At 74.6% G+C, this 13,261-nt stretch carries 10 protein-coding genes; 3 read left to right on the forward strand and 7 right to left on the reverse strand.

The window, feature by feature from the left end; genetic code table 11:
- The first annotated feature begins 153 nt into the window (after window positions 1–153).
- From fabG to ABD284_RS13840, 3 genes are read left to right on the forward strand one after another with little or no spacing between them, the layout of a single operon-like run.
- Window positions 154–912 (forward strand): 3-oxoacyl-ACP reductase FabG, encoded by a 759-nt coding sequence (gene fabG, locus ABD284_RS13830; protein ID WP_344143355.1) that lies wholly within the window; start codon window positions 154–156, stop codon window positions 910–912.
- Between the two features lie 49 nt (window positions 913–961).
- Window positions 962–2,167 carry an acyl-CoA dehydrogenase family protein gene (locus ABD284_RS13835; RefSeq protein ID WP_344143356.1) on the forward strand — a complete coding sequence of 402 codons (1,206 nt, stop codon included), beginning with the start codon at window positions 962–964 and terminating at the stop codon, window positions 2,165–2,167.
- A gap of 58 nt (window positions 2,168–2,225) precedes the next feature.
- Entirely contained in the window at window positions 2,226–3,371 is a 1,146-nt protein-coding gene (locus ABD284_RS13840) for an acyl-CoA dehydrogenase family protein (RefSeq protein ID WP_344143357.1), read from the forward strand.
- A gap of 108 nt (window positions 3,372–3,479) precedes the next feature.
- Here the strand turns inward: ABD284_RS13840 and ABD284_RS13845 are convergent, their stop codons facing one another.
- From ABD284_RS13845 to hrpA, 7 genes are all read right to left on the reverse strand, one after another.
- Window positions 3,480–4,490: a threonine aldolase family protein gene (locus ABD284_RS13845; protein ID WP_344143358.1), complete on the reverse strand. Its 1,011-nt coding sequence runs from the start codon at window positions 4,488–4,490 to the stop codon at window positions 3,480–3,482.
- 100 nt (window positions 4,491–4,590) lie between these two features.
- Window positions 4,591–5,709 carry a serine hydrolase gene (locus ABD284_RS13850; RefSeq protein WP_344143359.1) on the reverse strand — a complete coding sequence of 373 codons (1,119 nt, stop codon included), beginning with the start codon at window positions 5,707–5,709 and terminating at the stop codon, window positions 4,591–4,593.
- Window positions 5,710–5,848: 139 nt separating this feature from the next.
- A complete protein-coding gene (locus tag ABD284_RS13855) occupies window positions 5,849–6,457 on the reverse strand; it encodes an energy-coupling factor transporter transmembrane component T family protein (RefSeq protein ID WP_344143361.1) in 609 nt (202 codons plus the stop codon).
- Window positions 6,454–7,227 carry an energy-coupling factor ABC transporter ATP-binding protein gene (locus ABD284_RS13860; protein WP_344143362.1) on the reverse strand — a complete coding sequence of 258 codons (774 nt, stop codon included), beginning with the start codon at window positions 7,225–7,227 and terminating at the stop codon, window positions 6,454–6,456. Before ABD284_RS13860 ends, ABD284_RS13855 begins: the two co-directional genes overlap by 4 nt.
- Window positions 7,224–7,904 (reverse strand): biotin transporter BioY, encoded by a 681-nt coding sequence (locus ABD284_RS13865; protein ID WP_344143363.1) that lies wholly within the window; start codon window positions 7,902–7,904, stop codon window positions 7,224–7,226. Before ABD284_RS13865 ends, ABD284_RS13860 begins: the two co-directional genes overlap by 4 nt.
- 93 nt (window positions 7,905–7,997) lie before the next feature.
- Complete coding sequence (locus tag ABD284_RS13870) at window positions 7,998–9,065, reverse strand: lactonase family protein (RefSeq protein WP_344143364.1); 1,068 nt, start codon at window positions 9,063–9,065, stop codon at window positions 7,998–8,000.
- Between the two features lie 190 nt (window positions 9,066–9,255).
- Window positions 9,256–13,209 (reverse strand): ATP-dependent RNA helicase HrpA, encoded by a 3,954-nt coding sequence (hrpA, locus tag ABD284_RS13875; RefSeq protein WP_344143365.1) that lies wholly within the window; start codon window positions 13,207–13,209, stop codon window positions 9,256–9,258.
- Between the last annotated feature and the right edge of the window lie 52 nt (window positions 13,210–13,261).

Here is a 13,261-nt window from a genome sequence, read left to right on the forward strand (position 1 = left end):
GCGCCCGCCCCTGGCCGGGCCGGTCGGCCCCTGCGCAGTTCAACCGGCCGCAACCCGGCATCCGACCTGCACACCACCCCACATACCACCCGGTCGGTATGAGGCCGATAGTATCTGCTCGATGTGTCCCGGACCACCCAACCGGAGGTAGCAATGGCAGAGACCCCACGTGTCGCGATCGTCACCGGAGGCGCTCGCGGTATCGGCGCCGCCACGGCGCGCCGACTGGCCGCCGACGGACGCGCCGTCGCCGTCGTCGACCTCAAGGAGAGCGACGCGCAGGCCGCCGTCGACCTGATCGCGGCCGACGGCGGGAAGGCGGTCGCCGTGGGCGCCGACGTCAGCGACGCCGACCAGGTGTCGGCCGCCGTCTCCCAAGTCGCCGAGCGGCTCGGGCCGCCGCAGATCCTGGTGAACAACGCCGGCGTGATCCGGGACAACCTGCTGTTCAAGATGTCCGAGGACGACTGGGACACCGTGATGAACGTGCACCTGCGCGGCAGCTTCCTGATGTCGCGCGCCGCCCAGGAGCACATGACCTCCCAGGGGTGGGGCCGCATCGTCTCGCTGTCGAGCACGTCGGCGCTGGGCAACCGCGGCCAGGCCAACTACTCCACCGCGAAGGCCGGCCTGCAGGGCCTCACCAAGACCCTGGCGATCGAGCTCGGCAAGTTCGGAGTCACCGCCAACGCCGTGGCGCCCGGCTTCATCGAGACCGACATGACCAAGGCGACCGCCGAGCGCGTGGGCATGGACTTCGAGGAGTTCAAGGCGGCGGCCGCCGCCCAGATCCCGGTGCGCCGCGCCGGGCGCCCCGAGGACATCGCCGCCACCGTCTCCTTCCTCGCCGGCGAGGAGGCCGGCTTCGTCTCCGGCCAGGTCGTCTACGTCGCCGGCGGACCACGCGACTGACCCCCGCCCCTCCCCTCTTCCACCGCCACCTGCTTGAAAGGGAGATTCCATGACCACTGCCCCAGCGGGGGCGTCGCTCGACGCCTCCGCACTGCGTCGGCGGGTCGCCGACTTCGCCGCCCGCAACGACCCGCGGACCACCGGCCAGCGCGACTTCCTGGCCGCGCGCTTCGACGCCGGCCTCGCGTGGGTGCACTTTCCCGAGGGCGAGGGCGGGCTGGGCGCTCCGCGCGCCCTGCAGCCCGTCGTCGACCGGGAGTTCGAGCGCCTGGGATTCGCCCCCGAGGGCCGCGAAGCGCTGGTCATCGGCCTGGGGATGGCCGCTCCGACCATCCTCGCGTTCGGCACCCCCGAGCAGCGCGCGCGCTATCTCAAGCCGCTCTACACCGGCGAGGAGATCTGGTGCCAGCTCTTCAGCGAGCCCGGCGCCGGGTCCGACCTGGCGGCGCTGGGCACCCGGGCGGTGCGGGACGGCGACACCTGGACCGTCGACGGCCAGAAGGTGTGGACCTCGCTGGCCCACCGCGCCGACTTCGCCATCCTCGTCGCCCGCACCGACCCCGACGTGCCCAAGCACCAGGGGATCACCTACTTCGTCTGCGACATGGCCGCCGAGGGCGTGGACGTGCGCGCGCTGCGCCAGATCACCGGCGAGGCGGAGTTCAACGAGGTCTACCTGAACAGCGTGCGCATCCCGGACTCCCAGCGGCTCGGCGGCGAGGGCGAGGGCTGGCGCGTCGCCCAGACCACGCTGATGAACGAGCGCGTCTCCATCGGCGGCCACCCGGAGCCGCGCGAGGGCGGGCTCATCGGCGCGGTCGCGCGGATCTGGCGCGAGCGCCCCGAGGTGCGCACGCCCGGCCTGCACGACTCGCTGCTGCGGCTGTGGGTGGAGGCCGAGGCGGCGCGGCTCACCAAGGAGCGGCTGCGCCAGCAGCTGGCCGTCGGCCAGCCCGGCCCGGAGGGTTCGGCGGCCAAGTTCTCCTTCTCCCGGCTCAACCAGGAGATCTCCGGCCTGGAGCTGGAGATGCTCGGCGGCGAGGGGCTGACCTACGACGACTGGACGTTCCGCCGTCCCGAGGGCGTCGAGTTCGCCAAGCGCTCGGCCGGCTTCCACTACCTGCGCAGCAAGGGCAACTCCATCGAGGGCGGCACCTCCGAGATCCTGCGCAACATCATCGCCGAACGGGTCCTGGGCCTTCCGCCCGAGCCCCGCGTGGACAAGGACGTGGCATGGAAGGACCTGCCCAAGTGAGGCCGCACGGCACGGAGACGACGGCGGCGCGCCCCGCGCGCGCGAACCGGGGGGCGCGATGAGCGAGAACCGGCTCGACCTGCTCTACAGCGAGGTCGAAGAGGAGCTGCGGGCGAGCGTCCGCTCGCTGCTGGAGGACAAGAGCCCGCCCGAGGCGGTGCTCGCGCGGGTCGAGGGCGACGGGGTCGTCGACACGGCGCTGTGGAAGGACCTGGCCGGCATCGGCGTCGCCGGCCTGCCCGTGCCCGAGGAGCTGGGCGGCGCCGGAGCGAGCCTGCGCGAGAGCGCGGTGGTCGCCGAGGAGCTGGGGCGCGGCGTGGCGCCGGTGCCCTTCATGGGCAGCGCGGTGCTGGCGACCGCGGTCCTGTTGGAGGCCCGGGACCGGGCGGAGTCGGAGCTGGGAGCGCTGGCCGGCGGCGACGCCACCGCCGCGCTCGCCGCCCCCTTCGCGAGCGTTCCGGCCTCCGCCTTCCCCGAGACGGTGCGCGAGCAGGGCGGCGTGCTGCAGGGCGCGGTGCGCGGCGTCGTCGACGCCACGACCGCCGACACGCTGGTCGTACCGGCCGTGGGCGAGCAGGGGCCGGGGCTCTACGTGGTGCCGGCCGACCGGGCGCGGGTCGAGACGGTGGTCACCTTGGACCTGACCCGCCCGCTGGCGGACGTGGCTCTGGAGGGCGTTGAGGGCCGGCGCGTGGCCGCGGGATCCGACGCCGAGCGGGCGCTGCGCCGCGCGCTGGTGACCGGTGCGGCTCTGCTGTCGGCGGAGCAGTTGGGCGTCGCCCAGTGGGCACTGGACGCCACGGTCGACTACACCAAGACCCGCACCCAGTTCGGCCGCCCGATCGGCTCGTTCCAGGCGATCAAGCACCGCCTCGCCGACCTGTGGGTGGAGATCTCCCAGGCGCGCGCGGTGGTGCGCAGCGCGGCCAGCGCGGCTGCTGCCGTGCGCGAGCCCGGCGCCGGGGCCGCGGAGGCGGCCGAGGCCGAGGTCGGCGCCTCGCTCGCGCAGGCGTTCGTCTCCGGTGTGGCGGTCAAGGCCGCGGAGGAGGCGCTGCAGTTGCACGGCGGCATCGGCTTCACCTGGGAGCACCCGCTGCACCTGTACCTCAAGCGGGCCAAGAGCGACGCGATCGCGCTGGGCACGGCCGACCGGCACCGGCTCGCACTGTCGGGCCTGGTCGACCTGCCGGCGCCGACCGGCTGAGTCGGGCCCGAGGGCGCCCGTCAGCGGGTGCCGTCCGGCGGTGCGCCGGAGGCACCCGCTGCGCCCTGCCGGGGCTCCACGGTGCGCTGCGGCGCCGCGGGGAGCGCCTCACGCGGCGGCCGCGGCCTTGGCGATCCGCTCGGCCGCGGCGTCGACGTCGGCGTCGGAGAGGTCCAGGTGGACGACCAGGCGGATGCGGTCCTCCCCCATCGGCACGCAGCCGACGCCTTCGCGCGCGAACAGGTCCGCGAGCTCCTGCGCGCGGCCGGCGGGGGTGTCGACCAGGATCATGTTGGTGCGCGCCCGTGCTCCCAGCGGCGGGGTCAGGGAGATCCGCTCGGCCAGGCGCCGCGCGCGCTCGTGGTCCTCGGCGAGCCGGTCCACGTGGTTGCGCAGTCCGTAGAGCGCTCCCGCGGCGACGATCCCCGCCTGGCGCATGCCGCCGCCCAGCAGCTTGCGCGCCCGCCGACCCGCGGCGATCGCCGCGGCGTCGCCGACCAGGGCGGAGCCCACCGGGGCGCCGAGCCCTTTGGAGAAGCACACCGACACCGTGTCGGCGCCCCGGGCCAGGCGCGCCGGGGTCTCCCCCAGCTCCACGGCGGCGTTCCACAGCCGCGCGCCGTCCAGGTGCACCAGCATGCCGCGGTCGTGGGCGAAGGCGGTGATGCGCTCCTGCTCGGCGGGCGGGACGACCAGGCCGGAGAAGGTGTTCTCCAGGCAGATCAGCCGCGGCCGGGCGCGGTGCACGTCGTCGACGCCCCGCGCCCACCGCTCCAGCAGGGCGGCGTCGGGGTAGCCGGACTCGGAGTCGTGCAGCCGGGGCAGCACCCGCGCCAGCACCGAGGTGCCGCCCTGCTCGTTGGCGACCACGTGCGCGAGGCGGTGGGACCAGACCTCCTCGCCCGAGCGGGTCTGCACATAGACCGCGATCTGATTGGACATGTGCCCGGAGGGCACGTACAACGCGGCCTCCTTGCCCAGCACGGCTGCGGTCTCCTCCTCCAGCGCCCGGACCGTCGGGTCCTCGCCGAACACGTCGTCGCCGACGTCGGCCTCGGCCATGGCCCGCCGCATCGCGGGGGTGGGCTTCGTGACCGTATCCGAGCGAAGATCGATCATTCCGGGTGCTCCGTTCCGCCCGACAACCACTGCTGAAACCGGCTCCCCACTCTAGCCGCGCGGCCGTCGAGTGCTCCGACCGCGGCGGGCGCCCGGCGTCTCACGCCAGTGCCTCGGCCATCTCCCCGACCACCAGCGCGGCGGCGCCCTCCACGCTCTGCACGCCGGTGCCGTAGTCGGGCTGGCCGTCGGAGAGCACCGCGACCAGGTACTCGCGTTCACCGCGCACGATGCCGCCGGTGCTGTGCACGGTCCACAACCCGCCGTCGCCGCGCACGGGCGCCCAGCCGTTCTTGAGCCGGGCGGAGCCGGCGGGGTCCGCCGCCGCACTGATCCCCCAGGCCTGCTCCGGCGCCACCGAGCCCATAAGCGAGAGGACGTGGTCGCGGCTGCGCTCGCTCAGCGGGCTGGCCGGGGTGAAGACCGAGCGCAGCAGCCGGAGCCGGTCCTCGGCCGTCGTCGTGCCCAGCCCCCAGGCCCCGCCTTGGTGGGGCCGGGTCTCGCGCAGTCCCAGGCGCCGGGTGGCGTACTCGAACCCGGGGGTGAAGCCGTTGTGCTGGTAGGCGGTGTCAGCGGCCTCGTTGTCGCTGTAGCGGATCATCCGCTCGGCGAGCGCCTTCTCGCGGTCGGTGAGGAAGCGGCCGCGCTCCTCGGCGCGCAGCAGCATGTGCACGACCAGGTCCAGCTTGACGGCGCTGGCGGTGCTGAACCCGGTGTCGGCGGCGTAGCCGAAGGCCGCGCCGGTGCGCGTCTCCTGCACCGCCAGCACCAGCCGGCCCGGGCGGCCGGAGAGGTGGTCGTCCAGCAGGCCGGCGATGCGGTCGCGCTCCCGCGGGGTCAGCGCGGCGGCGGTCTCGATCGGGGCGCCGGACCCGGCGGGAGAGGGGCGCACCGCGGCGCCGCCGACCCGCGGAGGCTCCGCCGGCGCCGTGGCGACGGCGACCGCGGCGGCGGCCGCGGCCAGCACGGCGGCGAGGGCCCCCAGCCGCCGGCGCGGTACCGGCGGGCGTGCCCCGCCCCGGAGCGCGGCGGGCGGCGCGGCGCCGTCCGGCTCGTCGGCGGGCGCGAGGACGCGGGTGCGGCGCCGCGGGAACGCGAGCTGCGGCAGCGCCCATGGAGTCGGCCGCCGCGGTTCGGTGCCGCGCTCCGGCGGGTCGCCCGGCTCGCGCGGGACACGGGGCGGCATGTGGGGCCGGCCGCCGGTCGGCTGCCGTCGCACCGCTCGTCCTCCACCGTCGCACAGGCGCCTGGCGCACCGGAGCGCCCGCGGTGGACACGGGCCTATCGCGGAGGAAGCCGCTCCGGCCGCCTGGGATGCACCGAATATGCCATTCGGGGCGGCTTCGCGCCAGGGCGGTTCAGTCGATTCCGCGAGCGGTGAGCGCTTCGCCCAGCGCGTCCGCGGAACGCAGCAGGCCCACGATGACCGGGACCACCATCACGTGGGGACGGCCGCGCAGGCCGCGGGCGACGTAGGCCTCGCGGGAGGTCCGCCAGGCCGAGGCGACCAGCGGGATGCAGCGGACGGTCAGCGCGAGCACCAGCGCCACCCGCCGGGGGTTGGCGCCGAAGCGGGCCAGCGGGCGCGCCAGGCGCTCGAACAGGTCGAGCATCTCGCTGACCCGCGTCGAGGCGGTCACCAGGCCCGCGAGCAGCGCCGCCGCGACCAGTTGACCGCACACCCGCGCCGCCGACGGCCAGTCCCCCGCCAGCCACTGGAACAGCGCGATCGCGGCCAGGAAGGGCGCCAGGGCGCGCAGGGTGCGCAGTGCCGGGCGCACGCCCACCCCGCACAGCGGGTGCAGCAGGGCGGCGGACGCGGCCGCCGCCAGCGCGACGGCGGCGTTCGCGGCGGCCACCACGGCGCCCACGGCCAGCACCAGGCCGAGCAGCTTGGCGCCGGCCGGCAGCCGGTGCAGCACCGCCCGGCGCGAGCGCGGCGGGACGTAGAGCCCGGCCGTGCTCATCGCCGGAGCCCGCCTCCCGGAGCCGGCGGAGGCGTGCCCGCGCCTCCCTCGGCGCCCGCAGCGCCGTCCCCGGGGCGGCTGCCGCGGGCCTCCGGCCGCATCAGCGAGGTGTAGTGGGCCACGGCCTCGGCCGGGGCGCCGTCGAACACCACGCGCCCCTCGTCCATCACCAGCACCCGGTCGAACCCGGCCAGGCTGTCGAGGTTGTGGGTGAGCAGCACGACCTGCTGCGGCAGAGCGCCGAGCGTCTCCTCGATGACCGCCGTGTTGCGCAGGTCCAGCAGCGTGGTCGGCTCGTCGCACACCAGCACCTGCGGCTCGGTGACCAGCACCGACGCGAGTGCGAGCATCTGGCGTTGGCCGCCGGAGAGCAGGTGCGCGGGGTGGTCGCGGTGGCCGGCCAGGCCGTGGCGCTGCAGGACCGCCTCCACCCGCGCGCTGCGCTCGGACGCGCTCAGCCCGCTGCGGCGCAGGCCGATGGCGACGTCCTCGGCCACCGTGGGCATGACGATCTGCGCGGAGGCGTCGGAGAAGACGAAGCCCACCCGGCGCCGGATCTCGCGGGCGTGGCGGCGGGTGTCCAGCCCGTCGACCAGCACGCGGCCGGAGTCGGGCAGCACCAGGCCGTTGAGCGTGCGGGCCAGGGTCGACTTCCCGGAGCCGTTGGCGCCGATGACGCCGATCCGGTGCTCGCTCAGCTCCAGGTCGACGCCGCGCAGCACCGCGCGCCCGTCGTAGGCGTGGGAGACCCGCTCCAGCCGCAGTGTCATTCCGCGCGGTCCCGCGGGTCGCCGGAGTCGGGGGCGGCGGAGTCGGAGGCGTCCGCGCCACTCGCAGCGGCGTCCTCGCCGGCGCCGGCCGTGACCGGCCGTCCGGCCGGCGGCACCGGGTAGGCCCGGTGCACGGCCGCGGCGATGCCCGCCGCCAGCGCGGCCTTGGCCAGGTCCCCGGGCAGGAACACGCCCGCTCCCGTGATCAGCCCCAGCAGCTCGTCGCCGAGGGCGACCGCGCTCCAGGGCACGCCGACCAGGTAGACCACGCCGATACCGCCGACGATGTTGATGCCCAGGCCGCGCCAGAACCGGTAGCGCGGCAGCATCAGGTTCACCAGCAGGCCGATGACCAGGGCGCCGAACACCCAGCCGAGCATGTAGCCGCCCGTGGGGCCCAGGAACGGCGCCGGCCCGCCGCGCCCGCCGGGAAGCAGCGGCAGCCCGGCCACGACCAGGGCCAGGAAGGTCAGCACCACCAGCGTCCCGCGCTTGGCGCCGAGCAGGCTGGGGGCGAGCATCACCCCGAGCGTCTGCAGCGTGATCGGCACCGGGCCGACCGGAATGGCCACGGGCATGCTGAGCACGGCCAGCAGCGCCGCGAACACGCCGATGAGGGCGATGTCGCGCGCGGTCAGACCGCGGTGGCGGACCCGGTTCTTCGGGGCCTCGGACATGGGGGTCCCGTCCTCTCGTGCGTGTTGGCGGGGAGCTGCCCTCCCCATTGTCGGTTATGCCGAACGATGCACGCCGCTCCGCCCGGCCCCTGGCTAGGCCGGCAGCACGCAGGCCGGGTCGCTGACGGTGAGGCGGTGGCCGGTGTCCGCCGGGATGCCCCGGGCGTCGAGGCGCAGTGTCGACAGCTCGGCCGACTTCTGGTTGGCGACGACGATGTGGCCGTCGGTGATCGCGAAGTGCCGCGGCCAGGCACCGCCGCACGGCGTCTCGGCGATGCGGCGCAGGCCCGTACCGCCCCCGGTGATCTCGAAGGTCGCGATGGTGTCGGCGCCGCGGTTGGACACGTAGACCAGCCGGCCGTCGCCCGACAGCGCGACCTCGCCCGGGTGGTTGGGGCCGTCGTGGCCGCTGGCGGCGGCGTCGGCGACGGGCACCGCCCGCGCCCGCTCCGGGTCCCAGGACAGGACGTGCACGCGCGAGTCCAGCTCCCCGGCCACGTACAGGTGCCCGTTGGGGTGGACGGCCATGTGGCGCGGCCCCGCTCCCGGCACGAGGCGGGCGGCCACCGACAGCGGGCCCACCGGATCGGCCGCCCGCGGGTCGAAGGCGTAGCAGCGCAGCTCGTCGGTGCCGAGGTCGGCGACCAGCAGGTGCCGGCCTCCGGGCGCGATCGCCGCGGAGTGGGCGTGCGGCTGCTCCTGGCGCGCGGGGTTGGGGCCGTGTCCGGTGTGCTCCAGCACCGCGACGGCCGCCCGGGGCGACCCCTCCTCGTCCAGCGGATGGACGCTGACGCGCCCGTCGGCGTAGTTGGCGGCCACGACGTGGCGCCCCTCGGGGTGGACCAGGACGTGGCAGGGCGAGGCCCCGCCCGTCGAGACGCTTGCGATCCCGGTCAGCGCGGGAGCGCCGCCGGTGCCGGCTCGCCCGCCGACGGCGAACGCGCCGACCGCGCCCCGGTCGCACTCGCTGACCGCGTAGAGCACGCCGCCGCCGGGGTGCGCGGCAAGGAAGGAGGGCCCGGTGGTGCGGACGGCCGCCTCGCCTCCGCTCAGCGCACCGGTGGCGGGGTCCAGCCGGGCGCGGTGGATGCCGGCCCCGGCGGCCTCGGGATCGGCGTCGGGGGTGTAGGTCCCGATCCACAGCAGGCGGGATGCGGTCATGGATGCCCTTTCGGTCGGTTCGGATGCCGGTGCGGGTCGCCGGAGGGGCGACCGGTGCGGGCGGCCGGGCTCCGGCACCCCGTTGCACGCCCGGCCGGCGCCCGCCTGGCCTTCCGCCCGATTATCCGGTTTCCACCGTCTCGGCCGAGCGCGGAGGCGCGCCGCCGGCGGCCGGAGCGCGCCCTCTCCGTCAGCTCCGGGCCGCCTCGATCGCCTTGAGGATCCGCTTCTCCGACACCGGGTAGGCGGCGCCCACCTCCTGCGCGAAGAGACTCACCCGGAACTCCTCCAGCATCCAGCCGATCTCGCGGACGTCGGCGTCCTGGCCGCGGCCCGGCGGGAGCTCGCCGAGCAGCTTGTCGCGGGCCTGGCGCATCTGCTCGACCTTGGACATGTTGACCTGGTCGCGGCGCGGGTTCTCGGGCATCTTCGCCAGCCGGTACTCGACGGCCTTGAGGTAGCGGTGCACGTGCGGCAGCCGCGCCAGCCCGGCCTCGGTGACGAAGCCGGGGCGTACGAGCCCGGCGATCTGGCCCTGGATGTCGTTCAGCGACGGCAGCACGGCCAGGCTGGTGGTGCCCTTGAGCCTGCGCCCGAGGTCGTGCGCGGTCTGCAGCACTCGCGCCGCGCCCGACACCGCTTCGTCGAGGGTGTCGGCGAGCTCGGCGCGCACGTACTCGCGCAGGGCGGCGAAGGCCGCGGGGTCCCATTCGCCGCCGTCCGCGGAGGTGAGCGCCTCCAGCCCGCCGCGGGCGGCCATCAGCGCGTCGGCCGCGCACTCCAGGCAGTCCGCGAACAGGGCGGGCACGCCGCCGTGCGGGTTGTGGCTGAGGGCCAGCTTGGTGCGGTTGTCCAGGCCGCGCTGGACCACCGCCGCCGGCGAGGGCACCTGCAGGAGGAGCAGCCGCCGCACGCCGCGCCACATGGCCTGGCGCTGCTCGGCCGCCGAGTCGAACAGGCGGACGGCGACGGTCTCGCCCTCGTCCACCAGCGCGGGATACCCCTTGACGGTGGGACCGGCCGAGCGGCGTTCGAACACCCGCTGCAGCGGGCCGAAGTCCCAGTCGTCCAGGCCGGAGCGCTCGATGTCGCGCGCCTCGGCCGAGATGGCCTTCTGCAGCCGGGGCTTGAGCCGTGCCCGCAGCGCCGCCAGGTCCTTCTCCTCGGCCAGGGTCTGCTGGCCGTCGCCGACGGCGCGGAAGGTGATGCGCAGGTGGTCGGGCACCTTCTCCCAGTCGAAGTCGCCGGGGCCGATCCGCTCGCCGCTCAACGTGCTCAGCTCGCGGGCCAGCGCCTGCGCGAGCGGCTCGGAGTAGGGCGTCAGCCGGCCCAGCACCGCGCGTGCGGTGTCGGGCACGGGCACGAAGTTGCGCCGCAGCGGCTTGGGCAGCGACCGGATCAGCGCGGTGACGAGGTCCTCGCGCAGGCCGGGGATCTGCCAGTCGAAGCCCTCCTCGGCCACCTGGTTGAGCACGGTCAGCGGCACGACCGCGGTGACGCCGTCGGCGTCGGTGCCGGGCTCGAACTGGTAGCCGAGCTCGAACGCGAGCTCGCCCTGGCGCCACCGGTCGGGGTAGTCCTGTTCGCTGACCCGGGCGGTGCCCTGGTTGATCAGCATCGACTTCTCGAAGTTGAGCAGGTCGGGCTGCCGCCGCCGGACGCGCTTCCACCAGGTGTCGAAGTGGGCGGCCGAAACGGCCTCGGCGCCCACCCGCTCGTCGTAGAACTGGAACAGCGTCTCGTCGTCGACCAGGATGTCGCGCCGGCGGGCGCGGTGCTCCAGGTCCTCGACCTCCTCCAGCAGCTTCCGGTTCTGGTGGAAGAAGCCGTGCTGGGTGTTCCAGTCGCCCTCGACCAGCGCGTTGCGGATGAACAGCTCGCGCGAGACTCCGGGGTCGATCGAGCCGTAGGCGACCTTGCGCTGGGCCACCAGCGGCACCCCGTAGAGGGTGACCCGCTCGTAGGCCATGACCGCGCCGCGGTTTTTCTCCCAGTGCGGCTCGCTGTAGCTGCGTTTGACCAGGTGGGAGCCGAGCCGCTCGGCCCACTCGGGCTCGATGCGCGCGACCATGCGCGCCCACAGCCGCGAGGTCTCGACCAGTTCGGCCGCCATGACGTAGCGGGGCTGCTTCTTGAACAGCGAGGAGCCGGGGAAGATCGCGAAGCGGGCGCCGCGCCCGCCCAGGTACTCGTGCTTGTCGGGGTCCTTGAGGCCGACGTGGGACAGCAGCCCCGCAAGCAGCGACACGTGGATCTCGCGCGGCGCGGGAGCGGAGGTGTTCAGCGTGGCGCCGTCGGCCTTGACGACCTGCTTGAGCTGGCTGTAGATGTCCTGCCATTCGCGGACGCGCAGGTAGTTCAGGTACTCGTCGCGGCACATGCGCCGGAACCGGTTGCCCGACAGCACGCGCTGCTGCTCCTGCAGGTAGTCCCACAGGTTCACGAAGGCCAGGAAGTCCGACTCCTTGTCGGCGAAGCGGGCGTGCTGCTCGTCGGCGGCCTGCTGCTTGTCGGCGGGGCGCTCGCGCGGGTCCTGGATCGACAGCGCCGCCGCGATGATCATGACCTCGCGCAGGCAGCCGTTGTCCTCGGCCTCCAGCACCATGCGGCCCAGCCGGGGGTCGACCGGCAGCTGGGAGAGGCGGCGCCCGATCGGCGTGAGGCTCTTGCCGGGGTCGGGCTCGCCGGGGTCGAGTGCGCCCAGCTCCTGCAGCAGGTGCACGCCGTCCTTGATCTGGCGGCGGTCGGGGCCGTCGACGAACGGGAAGGCGGCGACGTCGCCCAGGCCCAGCGCGGCCATCTGCAGGATGACCGAGGCGAGGTTGGTGCGCAGGATCTCGGGGTCGGTGAACTCCGGCCGGGCGAGGAAGTCGTCCTCGGAGTAGAGCCGGATGCAGATGCCCTCGGCGACGCGGCCGCAGCGGCCCTTGCGCTGGTTCGCCGAGGCCTGGGAGACCGGTTCGATCGGCAGCCGCTGCACCTTGGTGCGGTGGCTGTAGCGCGAGATGCGGGCGGTGCCCGGATCGATGACGTAGCGGATGCCCGGCACCGTCAGCGAGGTCTCGGCGACGTTGGTGGCCAGGACGATGCGGCGCCCGCTGTGCGGGGCGAAGACCCGGTGCTGCTCGGCGGCGGAGAGGCGGGCGAACAGGGGCACGATCTCGGTGTCGCGCAGCCTCCGCTTGTGCAGCGCGTCGGCGGTGTCGCGGATCTCGCGCTCGCCGCTGAGGAACACGAGGACGTCGCCGGGCCCCTCGGCCTGCAGCTCGTCGACCGCAGAGCAGATCGCCTGGGTCTGGTCCTCCTGCTCGGACTCCTCCTCGACGGGGTTGTAGCGGACCTCGACGGGATAGGTGCGCCCGGACACCTCGACGATCGGGGCGTCGCCGAAGTGGCGTGAGAAGCGCTCGGGGTCGATGGTCGCCGAGGTGATGATCACCTTCAGCTCGGGGCGGCGCGGCAGCAGCTGCTTGATGTAGCCGAGGAGGAAGTCGATGTTCAGGCTGCGCTCGTGCGCCTCGTCGATGATCAGCGTGTCGTAGCGGCGCAGCATCCGGTCCTGCTGGATCTCGGCCAGCAGGATGCCGTCGGTCATCAGCTTGACCAGCGTGTCGTCGCCGGAACGGTCGGTGAAGCGCACCTTGTAGCCCACGGCCTCGCCGAGCCGGGTGTCGAGCTCCTCGGCGATCCGCTCGGCGACGGTGCGCGCGGCCAGCCGGCGCGGCTGGGTGTGGCCGATGGCGCCGTGCACGCCGCGCCCCAGCTCCATGCAGATCTTGGGCAGCTGGGTGGTCTTTCCGGAGCCGGTCTCGCCGGCGACGATGACGACCTGGTTGTCGCGCACGGCCGCCGCGATGTCGTCGCGGCGCGCGCTGACCGGCAGCGCCTCGGGGTAGTCGATCGCGGGCACGGCGGAGGCGCGGCGGTCGACACGGGCCTGGGCGGAGTCGATCTCGGCCGCGATCTCGGCGGCGATGCCGGCGCGCTTGCTCTCGGTGCGGACCTTCTGCAGCCCGTCGATACGGCGGCGCAGGCGGTGCCGGTCGGCGAGCATCAGCGGGGCCAGGCGCCGGCGGAGATCGCGGAGCTCAGGGTGGTCGATGCCGGAACGGGAGCCGGAGGGGGCCGCAGACGACGTTTTCATACCGCAGTCCAGGATAAGCGGCCGCGCAAAAGGTTTTCCCGCCTCGCGGCCG

It is taken from the genome of Streptomonospora arabica, from assembly GCF_039531585.1.
Lineage (GTDB): Bacteria > Actinomycetota > Actinomycetes > Streptosporangiales > Streptosporangiaceae > Streptomonospora > Streptomonospora halophila.

Coding starts and splice junctions, on each gene's coding strand:
- ABD284_RS13865 (WP_344143363.1), bottom strand. CDS start 7,904: ATGTCCGAGGCCCCGAAGAACCGGGTCCGCCACCGCGGTCTGACCGCG.
- ABD284_RS13840 (WP_344143357.1), top strand. CDS start 2,226: ATGAGCGAGAACCGGCTCGACCTGCTCTACAGCGAGGTCGAAGAGGAG.
- ABD284_RS13845 (WP_344143358.1), bottom strand. CDS start 4,490: ATGATCGATCTTCGCTCGGATACGGTCACGAAGCCCACCCCCGCGATG.
- ABD284_RS13870 (WP_344143364.1), bottom strand. CDS start 9,065: ATGACCGCATCCCGCCTGCTGTGGATCGGGACCTACACCCCCGACGCC.
- ABD284_RS13860 (WP_344143362.1), bottom strand. CDS start 7,227: ATGACACTGCGGCTGGAGCGGGTCTCCCACGCCTACGACGGGCGCGCG.
- hrpA (WP_344143365.1), bottom strand. CDS start 13,209: ATGAAAACGTCGTCTGCGGCCCCCTCCGGCTCCCGTTCCGGCATCGAC.
- fabG (WP_344143355.1), top strand. CDS start 154: ATGGCAGAGACCCCACGTGTCGCGATCGTCACCGGAGGCGCTCGCGGT.
- ABD284_RS13835 (WP_344143356.1), top strand. CDS start 962: ATGACCACTGCCCCAGCGGGGGCGTCGCTCGACGCCTCCGCACTGCGT.
- ABD284_RS13855 (WP_344143361.1), bottom strand. CDS start 6,457: ATGAGCACGGCCGGGCTCTACGTCCCGCCGCGCTCGCGCCGGGCGGTG.